This window comes from Neobacillus sp. BP17 (assembly GCF_059579525.1).
Genome location: NZ_CM184198.1, coordinates 350,001 through 367,839, shown reverse-complemented (window position 1 = coordinate 367,839; position 17,839 = coordinate 350,001). Strand labels below are relative to the sequence as shown.

18 protein-coding genes are annotated in these 17,839 nt (G+C 41.8%); 2 read left to right on the top strand and 16 right to left on the bottom strand.

Features of this window, described 5'->3' with window-relative positions; all coding sequences use genetic code 11:
• Positions 1-65: 65 nt before the first annotated feature.
• The 4 genes from pcrB to AC4QJR_RS01835 form a co-directional block, all read right to left on the bottom strand.
• Positions 66-749, bottom strand: a complete 684-nt coding sequence (pcrB, locus tag AC4QJR_RS01850; RefSeq protein WP_098571076.1) for a heptaprenylglyceryl phosphate synthase — start codon at positions 747-749, stop codon at positions 66-68.
• Positions 750-948: 199 nt separating this feature from the next.
• Positions 949-1,263, bottom strand: a complete 315-nt coding sequence (locus tag AC4QJR_RS01845) for a YerC/YecD family TrpR-related protein (RefSeq protein ID WP_098571077.1) — start codon at positions 1,261-1,263, stop codon at positions 949-951.
• 119 nt (positions 1,264-1,382) lie between these two features.
• Entirely contained in the window at positions 1,383-2,435 is a 1,053-nt protein-coding gene (locus AC4QJR_RS01840) for a DUF3048 domain-containing protein (RefSeq protein WP_098571108.1), read from the bottom strand.
• A gap of 65 nt (positions 2,436-2,500) precedes the next feature.
• The gene (locus tag AC4QJR_RS01835; RefSeq protein WP_496525081.1) at positions 2,501-4,246 is read right to left on the bottom strand and encodes an adenine deaminase C-terminal domain-containing protein; all 1,746 of its coding nucleotides are present in this window, start codon (positions 4,244-4,246) and stop codon (positions 2,501-2,503) included.
• 171 nt (positions 4,247-4,417) lie between these two features.
• Between AC4QJR_RS01835 and AC4QJR_RS01830 the strand changes: the two genes are divergently transcribed.
• A complete protein-coding gene (locus AC4QJR_RS01830) occupies positions 4,418-4,723 on the top strand; it encodes a YgaP family membrane protein (RefSeq protein WP_496525080.1) in 306 nt (101 codons plus the stop codon).
• A gap of 67 nt (positions 4,724-4,790) precedes the next feature.
• A complete protein-coding gene (locus tag AC4QJR_RS01825) occupies positions 4,791-4,904 on the top strand; it encodes an EYxxD motif small membrane protein (protein ID WP_410895745.1) in 114 nt (37 codons plus the stop codon).
• Here the strand turns inward: AC4QJR_RS01825 and purD are convergent.
• The 12 genes from purD to purE form a co-directional block, all read right to left on the bottom strand.
• The gene (purD, locus tag AC4QJR_RS01820) at positions 4,901-6,175 is read right to left on the bottom strand and encodes a phosphoribosylamine--glycine ligase (protein WP_251463353.1); all 1,275 of its coding nucleotides are present in this window, start codon (positions 6,173-6,175) and stop codon (positions 4,901-4,903) included. The genes AC4QJR_RS01825 and purD overlap by 4 nt on opposite strands.
• 19 nt (positions 6,176-6,194) lie before the next feature.
• A complete protein-coding gene (purH, locus tag AC4QJR_RS01815) occupies positions 6,195-7,733 on the bottom strand; it encodes a bifunctional phosphoribosylaminoimidazolecarboxamide formyltransferase/IMP cyclohydrolase (protein ID WP_251463354.1) in 1,539 nt (512 codons plus the stop codon).
• The gene (purN, locus tag AC4QJR_RS01810; protein WP_098571082.1) at positions 7,708-8,310 is read right to left on the bottom strand and encodes a phosphoribosylglycinamide formyltransferase; all 603 of its coding nucleotides are present in this window, start codon (positions 8,308-8,310) and stop codon (positions 7,708-7,710) included. The genes purH and purN overlap by 26 nt, the downstream gene beginning before the upstream one ends.
• On the bottom strand, positions 8,307-9,341 hold the full coding sequence (gene purM, locus AC4QJR_RS01805) for a phosphoribosylformylglycinamidine cyclo-ligase (protein WP_098571083.1): 1,035 nt from the start codon (positions 9,339-9,341) through the stop codon (positions 8,307-8,309). The genes purN and purM overlap by 4 nt, the downstream gene beginning before the upstream one ends.
• Before the next feature lie 15 nt (positions 9,342-9,356).
• Positions 9,357-10,760, bottom strand: a complete 1,404-nt coding sequence (gene purF, locus AC4QJR_RS01800) for an amidophosphoribosyltransferase (RefSeq protein ID WP_098571084.1) — start codon at positions 10,758-10,760, stop codon at positions 9,357-9,359.
• Complete coding sequence (gene purL, locus AC4QJR_RS01795; protein WP_098571085.1) at positions 10,736-12,961, bottom strand: phosphoribosylformylglycinamidine synthase subunit PurL; 2,226 nt, start codon at positions 12,959-12,961, stop codon at positions 10,736-10,738. Before purL ends, purF begins: the two co-directional genes overlap by 25 nt.
• Entirely contained in the window at positions 12,945-13,628 is a 684-nt protein-coding gene (gene purQ / locus AC4QJR_RS01790; protein WP_098571086.1) for a phosphoribosylformylglycinamidine synthase subunit PurQ, read from the bottom strand. The genes purL and purQ overlap by 17 nt, the downstream gene beginning before the upstream one ends.
• Positions 13,625-13,879 (bottom strand): phosphoribosylformylglycinamidine synthase subunit PurS, encoded by a 255-nt coding sequence (gene purS, locus AC4QJR_RS01785; protein ID WP_098571087.1) that lies wholly within the window; start codon positions 13,877-13,879, stop codon positions 13,625-13,627. Before purS ends, purQ begins: the two co-directional genes overlap by 4 nt.
• A complete protein-coding gene (purC, locus tag AC4QJR_RS01780) occupies positions 13,872-14,585 on the bottom strand; it encodes a phosphoribosylaminoimidazolesuccinocarboxamide synthase (protein ID WP_098571088.1) in 714 nt (237 codons plus the stop codon). Before purC ends, purS begins: the two co-directional genes overlap by 8 nt.
• Positions 14,586-14,781: 196 nt before the next feature.
• Positions 14,782-16,080: an adenylosuccinate lyase gene (gene purB, locus AC4QJR_RS01775; protein WP_496525079.1), complete on the bottom strand. Its 1,299-nt coding sequence runs from the start codon at positions 16,078-16,080 to the stop codon at positions 14,782-14,784.
• A gap of 3 nt (positions 16,081-16,083) precedes the next feature.
• Complete coding sequence (purK, locus tag AC4QJR_RS01770) at positions 16,084-17,232, bottom strand: 5-(carboxyamino)imidazole ribonucleotide synthase (protein WP_496525078.1); 1,149 nt, start codon at positions 17,230-17,232, stop codon at positions 16,084-16,086.
• Entirely contained in the window at positions 17,225-17,713 is a 489-nt protein-coding gene (gene purE, locus AC4QJR_RS01765; RefSeq protein WP_375377319.1) for a 5-(carboxyamino)imidazole ribonucleotide mutase, read from the bottom strand. Before purE ends, purK begins: the two co-directional genes overlap by 8 nt.
• Positions 17,714-17,839 lie beyond the last annotated feature (126 nt).

Below are 17,839 nucleotides of genomic sequence, written 5' to 3'. Positions count from 1 at the left end.
CACCACCAATACAAACATTTGTTCTTATTTTTATCATAACTTTTTTCAGCTATATAAGCAATGATCTATCGATTGACCTTTACGGTTTCTAGCGCTAGATCAAAATTTTCATAAATTACATTACCCACGACAATCACGTCTGCATGTTTGGCCATTTCTGCAGCCTGTTCAATCGTTGTTATTCCGCCTCCATAAAAAAGAACCGTCTTTTCAAGCGACTTTTTCACGTCAGCAATCAAGTTAACATCCCCATATTTGCCGCTATATTCGATATAAAAAATGGGCAGATGAAACATTTTTTCTGCCATAATGGCGTAGGCATTTACCTCTTCATTAGTTAAGTTGGCATTCGCATTTGTCAGTTTTGCAGCTTTGCAGTCATCGTTCAATATGCAATAACCTTCCATGACAATTTCTTCCCAATCCATAATCTCACCAAATTCACTAACTGCTTGATGGTGTAGTCCCGTAATCCATTTAGCATCCCTGCTATTTAATATGGTTGGAATAAAATAAAGGTCGAACCCTGGTGTAACTGTCTCAATTGTTGAAACCTCAAGGACACACGGCACTGAATATCTACGAATTCTCGCCATTAAATCGAGGACATTTTCAAGTGTAATCCCATCTGTCCCCCCTACAATTATTGCGTCCGTTCCAGACTCACAGATGATTTCTAGATGATCATCCGATAGTTCTTTATTTGGGTCGAGTTTGAACACATGCCGCCACTCGCGAAAATCATACATCAAAAAAATCCTCCCACACTCATCAATTCCATTACACCATTATAGCACTAGCCGAATCGATAAAAAAACAATACATTAAATCTAAATTTAACCAAATTAAAAAGCGGAAGCGCCTTGACCAGGGGCTTATGACCCGAGCCCCTGGCGCTGTAGCTAGATTCCAAAAAAGAAAAACCGAAGAGCATTCTCTCCGGCTTGTTTATTCTTGTTCAGTTTGTACTTTTTCATTTTTCACACGTTCTAGCACCATTTCGTAGGTATCATTTCCATAGTTTAAACACCGCTTTACCCTAGAAATGGTAGCTGTGCTTGCTCCAGTTTCTGTTTCAATTTTATGATACGTATTCCCTTCGCGAAGCATTCTTGCCACATCCAGACGCTGTGCTAATGATTGTATTTCATTTATCGTGCACAAATCATCAAAAAAACGATAGCATTCTTCTAGATCTTTTAATGAAAGAACTGCCTGAAATAACTGGTCAAGTTCTTTTCCACGTAATTTATTAATTTGCATTTTATTACTCCTTTAGTTGTTGACTGTGTTTTAAATGTCTGTTGATTTTCACTCCAGGAGCTTCGCTTTTCGCAAAAATCAACATGTTTATAAAATTAGAAAAGTTCTTATATTTAGTTCTAATCAAGCGAGATGCTTTTCTCTAGACCTGGATTGGTTGGAATTACGTTGATCCATGTTTTTCCTTGTACCAGTGGAACATCTGCGCCATTTTTGACGGGAACAATTTCTCCGTTCTTATTCTTCCATTCCACTTGGTTAACCTTCCCCTTTTGCAGCAGATAGGCTTTGCCGCCAGACTCAAGATCAATTTCCCTACGCCCATACGAATCGATAAATCGATGCTTAGCTTCAACAATAAAGATATTATCCACTAACACAGGCTCTTTTGTTTCTAAATCGATCGTTTGCTCATCTCCTGAAAACCGCTTATATTTGCCAGTGGCTGCATCAAATTCAAACTTGGAGTTAGAAATGCCGCCATTTGAATATTTAATTTTCACAGATTTTGCATCGGAACCTGTGATATTCTTCAATTCATCCTCTGTCAAAAAAGTAAATGGGGCTGGACCTTTTTCCATGGAATATTTCTTCTGCTTTGCACCTTTTAAAATATTTTCATACGTAATATAGGAATTATGAGGTGCTTTACGGGTCTTCGAACGTTTAAAGAGCGTACCGTCATAGACGATTCCATTTAGGTTATCAATATAGTTCCTATTAAGGAGTTTCTTTGCCTCCGGGCTATATCCATGAGCAATGTAGAGAGCGTTAAGTCCCTTGGCCAAGAAAATATAATAGTCCCTCGCACTCCTTACAGGACCGATATTCTTAGGTTTTTCACTCTGAAAGACGGCTAGGAAGCGTGTAATATCCCCTTCTGCAAGAATTTCATAAATGAGATCTGCTTTGGTTAGACCTGATTGCGGTCTTGCTTTTGGGTGATTATTAATCATAACAGCTACAGCTCTTGTATCAGTACTTGTTTCAGATCCTACCCCGGTTAATGGATAGGAATAGGGGGCAACTGGTTTCTCTTCTGGCTGCTCTTTCTCTGTTTCTGTTTGTGTCACTGTTTTTTCCTTCTCAACAGGTTTCTTTTCCTTTTCCTTGTTACTACATCCAGAAAGTAGTAACAGGAAAACTAACATGAAAACAGTCCATTTTTTCATTTTCATGAACACCCCTATTTACTTTCTTTTCACTTTCACACTTTAACCCTTTACTCACTTACAGTTTAACGCATTATTGACGGAAAGAGTACTGTTTTATTCATTACATCGTACATTCCCTGTGGAGTAATCCGAATGTACGGCAAATGTGTCGCAGAAAAGAAGGCAAGACTATAAATAGGATCAGAAAATCCATAGCCCCGCTCTCTTAACTCAATCAGCAGCTGCTTTTCTTGGCAGATTAGCTCTTCAATCGGAACGTTTGACATAATTCCATGTAAAGTTAATGGCAGCTCGCAAACTACGTGACTATTCTCAACCATCACAATACCGCCGCCTAATTCTTTTATTCTATTAAAAGCATGAAGCATATCTTGTTTATTTTTACCTATTAAAATAATATCCCCTGTGTTGGAATAGGAACTTGCCAAAGCCGATAAATTGTTAGCAAATCCTTTTAATAAAGTATTAATTCTCCACTTCCCATTTCGGTCCATCAAGGTAAAATAGCATTCATCATGATTCGATGATAATTCATCTCCTGAAGCATCGATTGAAATCGAATAGGGCTTTGTGATGACCGCATTTTCCATCTTGATTCCAAAGGGCATTGAAAATTGCAAATCATCTAACGTCAAGTCCCAATCCACTTCCAATGGTTTTAGTCCATATTCGTCCCATGTAATTGGAGGATAGGCATCCAAAATTGAATTTCCATCCCTTTTCACCCATTTCCCTTTTGCGAGAACGGATTTAGGTGTTGGATCCTCAATACTCGTTAAAAAGTTAATATTGGCTACCCGGCCAGTCGCAATTGTACCATGGAGATGCTCAATCTTGTAATATCGAGCAATATTAACCGTGGCCATATTATAGGCATCAATGACTGGAACACCTTTTTCAATGGCAATACGAATCGTCATATCGGTGACTCCCTGCTCGTAAAAAGTCGAGGAAGCACCGTCTGTATTTAGCATTAATCGATCATAAGCATCAATACCCATACGCTTCATATCGTCTAATATATTTGGTAAATCCGGTCGAATCGAGGAATGCCTTAAGGACACCATATACCCCTGCATTAAGCGATTGTATACCTCTTCACCCGTCATCGCTTCGTGGTCACTGTCTGCCCCAAGCAGCATCATTTTTGCCAATGTTTTTTCCGAAGCTCCAGGGAAATGTCCTTCAATTTGCTTGCGCATCCGTTTCGCTTCTTGAATCCAATGGAGCATCATATCATCGCCATCAAGCAGTTTCGGCCAGCCTGTCAATTCCCCGCCCTGCAGGACCGCATCGTGCTCGAGCCATGATTTAACATTACTATGTGAAAAGATTTCTTCTTCATTCAAAATTTCAGTTTGAGAATCAAAACGGCTCCACCAAAACATCGTTGTTGGAATTGAACGAAGATCCTTCAGTAATGAAAACGCTTTCGTTTTATTTAAATGTAAAATAAGAGCCATATTATCATTGATTAATGTTGTCGTCCCAAACTGGGATGCATATGCTGCAAGCGTTAGGGGATTATATAATTGAAACGGATGAGCGTGTGGTTCGATATAACCGGGAACAAGAATCTCATTGGTACAATCAATGATTTCACAGTTATCAAGTTGAGCTGGTAAGTTTTCGCCCACATAAATAATCCGATCTTCATATATCCAAATATTCGCTCTCAACCACTTTCGAAACGTCTGATTTAAGTACAAGGCGTTTTTCAATAAAATGGTTGGAGACGCTTTTCCATCTAAAATGGAAACTTGCATGCGTAAGTGTTTATTTTTCCAGCGGTAGCGTTGTTCTAGCATACGTCTTCCTCCCTTTTCAAAAAACTTTCTAATCTATATAAGAATAAGTTGAATTAACACTAAAGAAAGCCCTTACAAAAAATTCTTTAGATACTATACTATCATATTTTGCTGTTTAACGCATTAAAGAATTGCTAAGAATGGTAAATATTTTGTGAAGGAGTGAACAAAATGAATGTGAGACCAAATATTAGTATTATTAATGCTTTAATTCGTATCACCCTTGGATTAACAATTCTTTCTTGGACTACCTCCAAGCTTGTCAAACACCCTTGGCGCGATTCTTATTTATTTGTTGCTATGTGCGGGGCTATGAAGGTGGCGGAAGGAATTGTCCGTTTTTGTCCCCTTATTGCCTTATTTGAAAAATGCCAATGCATGATTTCTGAGCATGATCAGGCAATGGATTCAATGGATGGGATGGAAGGATTAACTAGCCAAAATGGCGATGAAATGTTGCCTTATAATCCAACTTAAAGTGAATTAGCGGTTATTCTAAAGGGCTGACCCTCAGTGGTCAGCCCTTCATAGGAGTTGAGTATTCATGTTTTGGGAGTATCTAACGGATATGTCGTTCGTTTTAATTGCCATAATTGGCAGCATCGTGGCACTTCTTTATACATTTATCCGGCGAACTAGTAAAAGACGAGCTCGTTAACTCTTCACGGGGTGAATTGCTTTTGCCCCGATATCTTTTCTATAAAAAACATCCTGTGACGTTAACTTTTCAAGTTCATGATACACTTTTTCACGTGCTTCCACTAAGCTTTCAGCCTTAGCCCCAACTAGAAGCACCCTGCCTCCTGCAGTTACAAACTCACCTTCTTCATTTCTGGCGGTTCCAGCATGAAAAGTAAACACCTCAGCGGAATTGAAATCAGTCAATCCAGTTAGCACTGCCCCTTTTTCATAAGCCTCAGGGTACCCTTTTGCAGCAACTACTGTACCAATCATTGTTTGCTCATCCCATTCTAAAACCGGTGTTTTACCAGCTAATAATTCTAAGATGACTTGAACAAGATCCGATTTTAATCTAGGTAAAACAACTTGTGTTTCTGGGTCACCAAAACGAGCATTAAATTCAATTACCTTTGGCCCAGATGTAGTTTTGATCAAGCCGGCATAAAGGACTCCACAAAAACTTCTTCCTTCTTCGACCATCGCTTTAGCTGCGGGAAGAAGGACCGTTTCAACCGCCGTTTGAATCGTTTCCGCACCTATCTGAGGAACAGGGGAATAGGCTCCCATTCCGCCTGTATTTGGACCAAGGTCCCCATCATAGGCCCGTTTGTGGTCCTGAGCAATTTCAAGTGGAACGACTACTTCTCCATTTACAAATGCCATCAATGAAAATTCTTCACCTGCTAAAAACTCTTCAATTACCACCCGAGAAGAGGCAGCCCCAAATTTTGCATCAACGAGCATTTCTTCTATGCTGGAAAGCGCTTCTTCTTTCGTAAGCGCAACCGTGACACCTTTTCCCGCTGCCAATCCGTCTGCCTTAATGACAATCGGTGCCCCTTTTTCTTCGATATAGTTACGGGCTTCCTCATAGTTAGTGAACACAGCATAGTCAGCGGTAGGAATTTGATATTTCTCCATTAGTTCTTTTGCAAATGACTTACTGCCTTCAATCTCGGCTGCGTTAGCACGCGGACCGAATACAGCCAAACCAGCTGCTTCAAATTTGTCCGCCAAACCTTCAAGCAAAGGAACTTCAGGTCCAATGATCGTCAAGCCGACACGGTTTTCCTTGGCAAATTGAAGCAGTAATTCATGTGCTGACTCTTCAATTGAGACAAGCTCCGCTACATCGGTCATTCCGACATTCCCCGGTGCAACAAATACTTTTTCTACATTCACACTTTCACTTACTTTTCGGCAAATTGCATGTTCTCTACCGCCGCGGCCGATAATCAGTACGTTCATTCGAAAGCCCTCCAACCGATTAATGTTTGAAATGTCTTACGCCCGTAAATACCATGGCGATTCCATATTCATCTGCTTTTTTAATTGAATCTGCATCACGGATTGATCCGCCTGGTTGAATAATTGCTGTAATACCAGCTTTTGCTGCTGCTTCAACGGTATCGTCCATTGGGAAAAAGGCGTCGGATGCAAGGGCTGCTCCCTCTGCTTTTGAACCGGCTTGCTTAAGGGCAATTTCCGCTGCTCCTACTCGGTTCATTTGCCCTGCGCCAATCCCAATTGTCATATCCTCTGCCGTCACAACAATAGCATTGGATTTCACATGTTTAACAACCTTCCAGCCAAGTTTTAATGCTGCCCATTCCGCATCTGTTGGTTGTCGTTTTGTTGCGATCGTAACATTCGCGTCTTCCAACGTGTAACGGTCCTGCTCTTGAACAAGCAATCCGCCTTCTATTGTAGTCATTTTAAACTCAGGTTTTTTGGCATCATTAAATGGAATAGTTAACAGGCGAAGGTTCTTTTTCGCTGTTAAAATCGTTAACGCTTCTTCCGAGAAAGATGGTGCAATAATAATTTCTAGGAAAATTTCATGAAGCTTTGCAGCTGTTTCGGCATCCACTTCCCGGTTAAAGGCAATAATTCCGCCAAAAATTGAAACAGGATCGGCCTCAAATGCTTTTGTGAATGCTTCAAATCCAGTTTCACCTGTTCCGACACCGCATGGATTCATATGCTTTACAGCTACTGCAGCTGGGTCTGAAAACTCTTTAACAATCTGCAGAGCTGCATCCGCATCATTAATATTGTTATAGGAAAGTTCTTTTCCATGAAGCTGAACCGCATTGGCGATCGAGAACGTCGAACCAAGTGGCTTCTTGTAAAAAGCAGCTTTTTGATGTGGATTTTCTCCGTAACGGAGTGTCTGCTTAAGGTCATAAGTAACCGTTAAGGTTTCAGGTGTCTCTTCTTGTGCTAGGTTTGTCATGTATTCAGCAATCAATGCATCATAAGCGGCTGTATGACGGAATACCTTAGCTGCCAGCTTTCTTCTTGTTTCTAGTGTGGTTGCACCATCTGCTTTTAACTCCTCAATAACCGTTGCATAATCGGCAGGATCAACGACAACTGTTAAATATTGATGGTTTTTAGCTGAAGCGCGCAGCATTGATGGGCCGCCAATATCAATGTTCTCAATCGCATCTGCTTCCGTTACATCTGGTTTAGCGATGGTTTGCTGGAAAGGATAAAGATTGACGCAAACTAGCTGTATAGGCTGAATTCCGTGCTCGTCCAGTTGTTTTAAATGATCAGGATTGTCATGCTTAGAAAGCAGGCCGCCATGGATAAATGGATTTAACGTTTTTACACGGCCTTCTAAAATTTCCGGAAAACCTGTTACATCACTAACACTCATTACAGGAATTCCCTGCTCTTGAAGAGCTTTTTTTGTACCACCGGTTGAGATTAGTTCAAACCCTAGGCTGACTAGTTCTCTCGCAAAGTCAGTAATTCCATTTTTATCAGAAACACTAATTAACGCGCGCTTTTGTGTCATTGATTACATCTCCTTGTGTCAATAGCATTTGAAGTATGGATGGATAAAGCTTATGTTCGCTTTTCTGGATTTTCTGCTGCAGACTCTCTCTTGTCTCATTTTCTTCAATACGAACCCGTTCCTGAATGATAATGGGGCCTGTATCCATTCCCTCGTCAACAAAATGGATAGTAATTCCGCTCCACTTCACTTGAGCTGCCAATGCCTGCCCGATTGCATCCTTCCCTGGAAAGGATGGAAGCAAGGATGGGTGGACATTGACGATTCTTCCCTTAAACTCGGCTAACAATTTAGGACCAATCAAACGCATGTATCCGGCTAGGACAATGAATTCTACACCATAGGACTTTAATTGAGCTAAAATTTCTTCTTCATAATGTTCTTTACTAGGATAATCCTTTGCGCTAAAAATAAAACTTGGAATTTTCGCTGTTTTGGCTCTTTCGATTGCATAAGCGCCCGGTTTGTCACAAACTAAAAGAGAAATGTCTGCATCAAGGTCGCCCGACTGGACTACATCAATAATCGCTTGAAAATTACTTCCGCTCCCTGATGCAAACACCGCGATCTTTTTCATAGGCGGCCACCCTGAGCTTTGATGCTGATTCCTTGATTACTGGTAACAATGCCAATTTCGCAGGCAGTTTCCCCAGATTGTCTAAAGTGTTCTAACACTTCAGCTGCATCTTCACGATTTACAGCAATTACCATACCAATACCCATGTTAAAAATATTATACATCTCTTGGTAATCAATTTGTCCATGGGAAGAGATTAGTTTAAAAATGGGTGGAATCTCCCAGCTTTTTTCATACAGCTCGGCTCCTAGACCTTCTGGTAACATCCGAGGAATATTTTCAATAAACCCGCCGCCTGTAATATGAGCCATTCCCTTTAACTGGAACTTTTTCAATGCGGACAAAATCGGTTTTACATAAATTTTTGTAGGCTTGAGTAACTCTTCTCCTAATGTACAGCCAAGCTCATCGACGAAATCTAATAACGACCAGTCATTAAACACTTTTCGTACCAATGAATAACCGTTGCTGTGAATGCCGCTTGAGGCTAAGCCAATCAGGACATCACCTTCTTGAATAGTTTCACCCGTGATAAGCTGTGATTTCTCACTAGCACCAACCGTAAATCCGGCAAGGTCATACTCATTTTCACTATATAATCCAGGCATTTCCGCTGTTTCACCGCCAATGAGTGCACAACCAGCCTGCTCACATCCGTCCGCAATCCCTTTAACGATTGCCTCAATTTTTTCAGGCTGTGCTTTACCACAGGCAATATAATCTAGAAAGAACAAAGGCTCAGCGCCTTGAACGACAATATCATTGACACACATGGCGACCGCATCAATCCCAATCGTATCATGCTGATCCATCCAAAAAGCAATCATTAGTTTCGTGCCCACCCCATCGGTGCCTGACACCAAAACAGGTTCTTTTAATTGCAGTGCGGATAAGTCAAACATACCGCCAAATCCGCCTAGGCTGCCAAGGACGCCAGCCCGGGCTGTTTTTTGAACATGCTTTTTCATTCTCTCTACCGCTTCATAGCCGGCTTCGATATTAACTCCTGCTTGTTTATATGCATTTGCCACGCTGCTCGCTCCTTCCTACTTCTGATAATAATATTGGAGTGTATCTGGATAAATTTCCGTTGGATAATTCCCTGTGAAACAGCCTAGGCAATAGCCATTCGTGCCTTCTTGGCCTAAGGCATGCATCATGCCCTCCACACTAATAAAGGTTAATGAATCCGCACCAATAAGTTCTCGTATTTCCTCGACACTTTTATCAGAGGCAATTAATTCTTCTTTTGTTGATGTATCTATCCCATAAAAACATGGATTCTTAATAGGCGGGGAGCTGATAACCACATGTACTTCTGTCGCCCCTGCTTCTTTCAAAAGATTAACAATTCTTCTACTCGTTGTCCCGCGTACGATTGAGTCATCAACCATGATAACTCGTTTCCCTTCCACAACTCCACGAACAGCTGAGAGTTTCATCTTAACCCCTTGCTCCCGTAACGATTGAGAAGGTTGAATGAAGGTTCTACCGACATAACGGTTTTTGATTAAGCCCATTTCATAAGGAATTCCTGCTTCTTCAGCATAGCCAATCGCGGCTGAAATACTTGAATCAGGAACACCCGTAACAACATCGGCTTCGATTGGTACTTCTATTGCTAATCTTTTACCCATATTTTTGCGGGCGGTGTGGACATTGATTCCTTGAATATTGCTGTCCGGTCTTGAGAAATAAATATATTCCATCGTACAAATCGCTTTTGTTGAACTTACCGCAAATTGTTCAGACACTAGCCCCTGATCATTGATTATTAATAGTTCTCCTGGTCGAATATCGCGAATATATTCCGCACCCACGACATCAAAGGCACAGGTTTCCGAAGCAACAACATAGGCATCACCTAGGGAACCAAGTGAAAGAGGTCTTAATCCGTGCGGATCTAATGCCACCATTAATTCGTTTTCAGTCATAATTAGGTATGCATAGGCGCCTTTTAACATAGAAAGCGCGTTTTTAGCACGGTCTTTTGAATCAGTGTAGCCGCTTCTTTTCATTAGATGTGCTAAAACCTCGGTATCTGAGCTTGTTTGAAAAATGCTCCCTTGAGCTTCCAACTGATGTTTTAATGAATTAACATTCACTAAGTTTCCATTATGGGCAAGCGCAAGGCTGCCAGTTTGTGAATGGAACAAGAGCGGCTGAACATTCTCATAACCGCCGCCTCCTGCCGTTGCATAACGAACGTGACCGATGGCTGATGTGCCTGTCAGTTCCTTCATCGCTTCCGTGGTAAAGATCTCAGCAACTAACCCTTCACCTTTTACCCCTTTAAGCTGTTTGCCATCTGAGACCACAATTCCGGTCCCTTCCTGGCCGCGATGCTGCAGGCTGTGAAGTCCGTAATAGGTTAACTGGGCTGCATCCTGGTGCCCCCAGACACCAAAGATGCCACACTCTTCATTTAATCCCTTGATTTCAGGTAACATGGGATCGCCCCTTTCCAGGCCGCTTTTAATTCTTCAATCGAAGCTTCAAGTACAGTTGACTCACCATTTGTAATCTGCAGTTTTGCTGTCTCGTTCACTGTTCCAATTTGTACTGCATCTACTAAACTTTCAAACTCATCTTTATGTTCAGGTTTAACAGTCAATAAGAAACGAGATTGTGTTTCACTGAATAAAGCTGAAACTGAATTTCCAGCGATGGTTACTTCTGCACCAAGTTGTTCATTTGTGAATAGACATTCAGCTACCGCAACGGCTAAACCGCCTTCTGATAAATCATGCGCGGATTCTACTACTCCAGCACGAATCGCAGCAAGAACCTGGTTTTGTCTCTCTTTTTCGATTGTTACATTTAATTCAGGGGCTTTACCGAATACTTTTCCGTTCAGAAGCTTTTGCAGCTCACTGCCGCCAAATTCGTCCTTCGTTTCCCCTACTAAATAAATAAGGTCACCGTTCTGTTTGAAGTGCTGTGTTGTAATATGATCAAGATCCGTTACTAAACCAACCATTCCTACTACAGGTGTTGGATAGATCGCTGTGCCGCTAGTTTCGTTATATAAAGAAACGTTTCCGCCGATAACTGGTGTCTCAAGGACGCGGCAGGCTTCGCTCATGCCATCGGCAGCTTTTTCAATCTGCCAGAACACCTCAGGCTTTTCTGGGTTACCGAAATTTAGGTTATCTGTAATCGCTAAAGGCTCTGCACCAGAACATACAATATTACGCGCAGCTTCAGCTACGGCGATTTTCCCGCCTACTTCAGGATCCAAATAGACATAACGTGAATTACAATCCGTTGTCATTGCCAGTGCTTTTCGTGTGCCGCGGATTCTTACAACCGCTGCATCAGAACCTGGTGAAACGACCGTGTTTGTACGCACCATATAGTCATACTGCTCATAAACCCATTCCTTGCTCGCCACCGTTGACTGGCTTAACAGACTTACTAACGTTCCTTTTAAATCGTCCACCTGAGGAACTTCATTTTCCATCGCTTGGAATTCAGCGTAATAGCTTGGTTCTTTTGATGGCTTATGGTAAACTGGTGCTTCTTCCGCTAGGGCATCAGCTGGAACATCCGCCACGATTTCTCCTTTATGGAAAAGGCGCATCTGTTTATCGCTAGTAACCGTTCCAATCCCTACAGCCTCAAGACCGTATTTTTCAAAAAGCTCAACGATTTCTTGTTCTCTACCCTTTTTAACAACGATAAGCATCCGTTCTTGGGACTCAGACAGCATCATTTCGTAGGCAGTCATGCCTGTTTCACGCTGTGGCACCAAGTCCAAATTCATCTCAATACCCATTCCAGCTTTGCTGGCCATTTCTGCAGATGAACTAATAAGTCCGGCTGCACCCATATCTTGAATACCAACGAGGGCATCACAATGAATCAGTTCTAAGCAAGCTTCTAACAACAGCTTCTCCATGAATGGATCGCCAACCTGAACCGCTGGACGGTCTTCGCTTGATTGCTCTGTCAATTCTTCAGAAGCGAATGTTGCACCATGGATACCGTCACGGCCGGTTTTTGCCCCCACATACATCACCGTATTTCCTTCACCATGTGCCTGCCCTTTTTTGATGTCTTTATGGTCTATTAACCCAACGCACATCGCATTAACTAGAGGATTTCCATCATAGCAAGGATCGAACTGGATTTCGCCGCCAACCGTCGGAATACCAATACAGTTTCCATAGCCGGCGATACCAGCAACAACCTCTTTGAATAAATAGCGTACGCGGGCAGAATCTAGTTCACCGAAACGCAGTGAGTTCAACATGGCAATTGGACGTGCTCCCATCGAGAAAACATCACGGATAATTCCGCCTACACCTGTTGCTGCGCCTTGATAAGGCTCAATTGCGGATGGATGGTTATGACTCTCAATTTTAAAAACAACCGCCTGCTCATCACCGATATCAACGATACCAGCACCTTCCCCTGGCCCTTGAAGAACCTTTTCACCTGTAATCGGGAATTTTTTTAGGATAGGCTTTGAATTTTTATAGCTGCAGTGTTCCGACCACATAACCGAGAAAAGACCTGTTTCGGTATAGTTTGGTGTGCGGCCAAGAATGTTTTCAATCATTGCAAATTCTTCATCGGACAAACCCATTTGCTGATATATTTTTTCTGCTTTGATCTGAGTAGGATTTGGTTCAAGCGTTGACAACATGTGCTTCCCTCCAAGCTTTTACAATCGATTGGAACATCTTTAAACCATCGGCGCTGCCTAGTAATTCATCTACGGCTCTTTCCGGGTGTGGCATCATTCCAAGGACATTTCCTTTTTCATTGGTAATTCCTGCGATATCTGCAAGACTTCCGTTCGGGTTCTGGTTATAAGTAAAGACAATTTGATTATTTTGTTTCAGCTTCGCAAGAGTTTCCTCGTCACAATAGTAATTTCCTTCACCATGGGCGACAGGGATGACAATTGATTCGCCTTTGCTGTATTCAGTCGTAAACATCGACTGATTGTTTTCTACCTTCAACTCCACTGGCTTGCAAATAAACGATAGGCTTTCATTTCGTCTCATTGCACCTGGCAGTAAGCCTGCTTCGAGCAGAATTTGAAATCCGTTACAAACGCCAAGAACCGGCTTTCCTGCTTCTGCTGCTTTAATGACTTCCTTCATGACATTACTAAATCTAGCAATAGCCCCCGTACGCAAATAGTCACCATAGGAGAAACCGCCTGGAAGCAGAATTCCATCAAATTCTTCTAAACTCTCAGAATCATGCCAAACATATTCAACCTGCTCTCCGAGTTCATCTTGAATGGCATGGAACATATCAATGTCACAATTCGATCCAGGGAAGACGATTACTGCAAATTTCACAGTGTAACACACTCCTCTACTTCGTAACGGTAGTCTTCGATAACCGGATTAGCTAAAAGGTTTGAACAGATCTCATTGATCACTTCATTAATATCGCGCTCGGATTTTTCAATTGTTAATTCCATATATTTACCGATTCGGACATCGGCTACTTCCTTATAGTTCAAAGAGTGTAAAGAGTTGGTTACAGCTTTTCCTTGCGGGTCTAAAACACTTTCTCTTAATGTGACAAATACCTTTACTTTATACATGCTGACGTCCTCCCAATCTCGCTAAAATATTTTCATAAGCATCTGTTAAGCTTCCTAAATCACGTCGGAATACATCCTTGTCGAGCTTTTCATTTGTTTCTTTATCCCACAGCCTGCAGGTGTCAGGCGAGATTTCATCGGCTAATAATATTGTGCCTTCAGCGTCTTTACCAAACTCAAGTTTGAAATCGATGAGACGTATGCCAAGGTCATTGAAAAAGCTTGATAAAACTGTATTAATTTGGAGTGCCTTTTCTCGTAAAATTGCTGTCTCCTGAGTAGTTGCCACTTGCAATTCAAGGATGTGATCAATTGTTAGGAGTGGATCACCTAGTTCGTCGTTTTTCAGGTAAAACTCGACGATTGGAGTTGATAACTGACGTCCCTCTTCAATTCCCAATCGCTTTGCAAGGCTTCCTGCCGCAATATTTCGTACAACTACTTCAAGTGGAATGATCGATACTTTTTTCACTAGTTGTTCCGTTTCAGAAACACGCTCGATAAAGTGAGACTCAATTCCCTGTTCTTTAAGTTTTAAAAATAACAAACTAGTAATCTCGTTATTTAAACGCCCTTTTCCAGTTATATCAGCCTTCTTTTCTCCGTTAAAGGCCGTTGCTGAATCCTTATACTCAACCAAAACAATCTGTTCATCGTCTGTTGCGTAAATTCGTTTTGCTTTTCCTTCGTATAAAGGTTTTTTCATGGGAAACGCCTCCTATTTTGCAATATTGGGAATCTTCAGGATAGTTAAGGTGTCAGAAGCCCTAAATAAGTGAACTATTTTTTTGAGAATGACTATTGGCTTTCTAACTGATCCATTATTATCGAGTTTGGCAGCCAATAACCCTTATTGGCCACCATAACTCTGCCTTTTTTGCTTGCTCGGTCGTCAATAGACCTTATTCATTCAACCCTAAGCGATCAAAAATCGTATCTACATGTTGCAGATGGTAGTTATAATTAAAGCAATCAGCAATTTCAGCTTCTGACAGCAGTGAAGTAATCTTTTCCTCTGCTTCAATCAAGCTGCGGAAAGGAACTTGCTTTTCCCATGCTTCCATCGCTTTTGGCTGAACAGTATCATACGCTTCTTCACGAGATAAACCTTTATCAATTAACGCAAGTAATACACGTTGAGAATAAATTAAGCCAAGTGTCCGGTCCATATTACGCTTCATATTCTCTGGGTAAACCGTCAAGTTCTTCACGATATTACCAAAACGATTCAGCATATAATTCAAACCAATCGTTGCATCAGGCAGGATGATCCGTTCCGCTGATGAATGTGAAATATCGCGCTCATGCCAAAGCGGTACATTTTCATAGGCAGTAAGCATATATCCTCGGATTACACGTGCAATTCCCGTCATATTCTCGGAACCAATCGGATTCCGCTTATGAGGCATTGCTGAGGATCCTTTCTGACCTTTTGCAAAGAATTCCTCTACTTCACGTGTTTCACTCTTCTGCAGCCCGCGAACCTCCACTGCAAACTTCTCAATGGAAGTAGCAATCAACGCAATCGTTGACATATAGTGGGCATGACGGTCACGCTGTAAAGTCTGCGTAGAGATTGGTGCTCTTTGCAGTCCTAATTTTTCACAAACATACTGTTCCACAAACGGATTAATATTTGCATAAGTTCCGACCGCACCAGAGATTTTTCCAAACTCGATTCCTTCTGCTGCCTGCTTAAATCGCTCTAGGTTCCGTTTCATTTCTTCATACCATAGAGCAAGCTTTAAGCCAAAAGTTGTCGGCTCAGCATGGACCCCATGCGTCCGTCCCATCATGACAGTAAGCTTATGTTCAATTGCTTTATTTCTTAAAATCTCAATGAAGTTTTCCAAGTCCTTTTGTAAAATTGCATTGGCTTGCTTTAGGATATAAGATAGGGCCGTATCAACAACATCCGTTGACGTTAAACCGTAATGCACCCACTTCTTCTCTTCTCCTAATGTTTCAGATACCGCGCGGGTAAAAGCAACTACATCGTGCCGTGTTTCTTCTTCAATCTCTTTAATGCGGTCAATATTGAAGGAAGCATTTTCACGTAATTTCTTCACATCTTCCTTTGGGATGTCACCTAGTTCTGCCCATGCTTCACAGGCTAGTATTTCAACCTCAAGCCAAGCATTAAAACGGTTTTCCTCTGTCCAAATTGCTCCCATTTCCGGTCGTGTATAACGATCAATCATGTTTTATCCCCCGATCTTTTCTTTTACTGGTTTCCAGATGCTGCTCTCGTTCATTTCTGCAAGGGCCGCCTCAACACTTTCGCGCAAAATAGTCACATGGCCCATTTTCCGCTTGATTTTCGCCTCTTTTTTTCCATATAAATGAATCTTCCAGTCATTCAAGGACGGAATTTCCTTATACAGTTGTTCAAGATGCTCTCCTAATAGGTTGACCATAACAGCCGGTTTTAATAGCCCCGTTCTTCCTAACGGCCAATTACAAATGGCTCGGATATGCTGCTCGAACTGTGACGTTTCGCAAGCCTCGATGGAGAAGTGCCCAGAATTATGCGGTCGTGGTGCTAATTCATTAATATAAATGGTTCCATTACTAGTCAAGAACATCTCAACAGCCAGCGTCCCGACTAATTGTAACGAATCAGCCAGCCTATTTGCCAGTTGAACAGCTTCACTTTGTAAAACTTCTGAAATTCTAGCTGGAACAATCGTTGTATCTAAAATATTATCTTTATGAATGTTTTCAGCCACTGGTAAAAATGTTGTTTCACCATCAAGCTTCCGTGTTACAATCACTGAAATTTCTTTTTCAAAAGGAATCCACTTTTCTAATACACAGGCACCGTGTTTTAAAAGGGGTTCACCCTTAGATAAATCCTGCTGGTCCCGAATCACAAGTTGACCTTTTCCATCATATCCACCTCTTGCCGTTTTCAAGACAGCCGGATATCCGATGGTATTTATCTTTAATAATAATTCCTCAATGTTATTAATCACTTCATATGGAGCAACCTCCACACCCGCTTGTTGGATTGCTGCCTTTTCCTTAATCCTGTCCTGTGTGATGGTTAATAACCGTGGACCTTGCGGGACATTTGCTTGATTACATAGCCACTCCAGTGTATCTGCATCAATGTTTTCAAATTCATAGGTTATGACATCACTAACTTCCGCTAATTTACTAATAGCTTGGCGATCATCATAGGCACCAATGACCTCAATATCGGCAACCTGTCCACACGGAGAGTCTGTCGTTGGTTCTAATACCGCAATCCGAAAGCCTTGAGCCTTTGCTGCTAGAGCCATCATTCTGCCAAGTTGACCGCCGCCGATAATTCCAATCGTTGATCCTGGTAAAATCGTTTGGTTAGACAAGTTGATCACTACTTTCTAGTACTTCTTGTTTAGTGGCTTCTCTTCTTGCTGCTAATTTTCCAGCTAATTCAGTGTCACCCGTTGCTAAGATTTGTGCTGCTAGTAAACCAGCATTCGTTGCACCTGCTTTGCCTATTGCCACAGTTGCTACGGGAACACCACCCGGCATTTGGACGATAGACAGCAATGAGTCTAACCCCTTTAAGGCCTGTGTTTGGACAGGAACCCCGATTACTGGCAAAGTGGTTTGGGCTGCTACCATCCCAGGAAGATGGGCCGCTCCTCCAGCTCCGGCAATAATCACCTTTAAGCCTCTTTCTCTGGCCTCCTTTGCATATGTAAACATCAAATCAGGTGTCCGATGAGCAGATACCACCTTTTTTTCATAAGCAATTTCAAACTGGTCGAGAACCTCACACGTATGTTTCATTGTTTCCCAATCCGATTTACTTCCCATGATTACTCCAACAAGAATGGACATCGCAAATCCCCCTTTTTTTCCCAAATAAAAAACCCGAAACAAATAGCTTCTCATGTAAGAGAAAGCCATTTGTTCGGGCATAGTGGCAGTGGATACCAAATTAAGGGCCCTGCCCTTAATTATACC

Bases quoted from the DNA above. Each gene is read 5' to 3' on its own strand.
- pcrB (WP_098571076.1), bottom strand. From the start codon at position 749: ATGTATGATTTTCGCGAGTGGCGGCATGTGTTCAAACTCGACCCAAAT.
- AC4QJR_RS01845 (WP_098571077.1), bottom strand. From the start codon at position 1,263: ATGCAAATTAATAAATTACGTGGAAAAGAACTTGACCAGTTATTTCAG.
- AC4QJR_RS01840 (WP_098571108.1), bottom strand. From the start codon at position 2,435: ATGAAAAAATGGACTGTTTTCATGTTAGTTTTCCTGTTACTACTTTCT.
- AC4QJR_RS01835 (WP_496525081.1), bottom strand. From the start codon at position 4,246: ATGCTAGAACAACGCTACCGCTGGAAAAATAAACACTTACGCATGCAA.
- AC4QJR_RS01830 (WP_496525080.1), top strand. From the start codon at position 4,418: ATGAATGTGAGACCAAATATTAGTATTATTAATGCTTTAATTCGTATC.
- AC4QJR_RS01825 (WP_410895745.1), top strand. From the start codon at position 4,791: ATGTTTTGGGAGTATCTAACGGATATGTCGTTCGTTTTAATTGCCATA.
- purD (WP_251463353.1), bottom strand. From the start codon at position 6,175: ATGAACGTACTGATTATCGGCCGCGGCGGTAGAGAACATGCAATTTGC.
- purH (WP_251463354.1), bottom strand. From the start codon at position 7,733: ATGACACAAAAGCGCGCGTTAATTAGTGTTTCTGATAAAAATGGAATT.
- purN (WP_098571082.1), bottom strand. From the start codon at position 8,310: ATGAAAAAGATCGCGGTGTTTGCATCAGGGAGCGGAAGTAATTTTCAA.
- purF (WP_098571084.1), bottom strand. From the start codon at position 10,760: ATGTTACCTGAAATCAAGGGATTAAATGAAGAGTGTGGCATCTTTGGT.
- purL (WP_098571085.1), bottom strand. From the start codon at position 12,961: ATGTTGTCAACGCTTGAACCAAATCCTACTCAGATCAAAGCAGAAAAA.
- purS (WP_098571087.1), bottom strand. From the start codon at position 13,879: ATGTATAAAGTAAAGGTATTTGTCACATTAAGAGAAAGTGTTTTAGAC.
- purC (WP_098571088.1), bottom strand. From the start codon at position 14,585: ATGAAAAAACCTTTATACGAAGGAAAAGCAAAACGAATTTACGCAACA.
- purB (WP_496525079.1), bottom strand. From the start codon at position 16,080: ATGATTGATCGTTATACACGACCGGAAATGGGAGCAATTTGGACAGAG.
- purE (WP_375377319.1), bottom strand. From the start codon at position 17,713: ATGTCCATTCTTGTTGGAGTAATCATGGGAAGTAAATCGGATTGGGAA.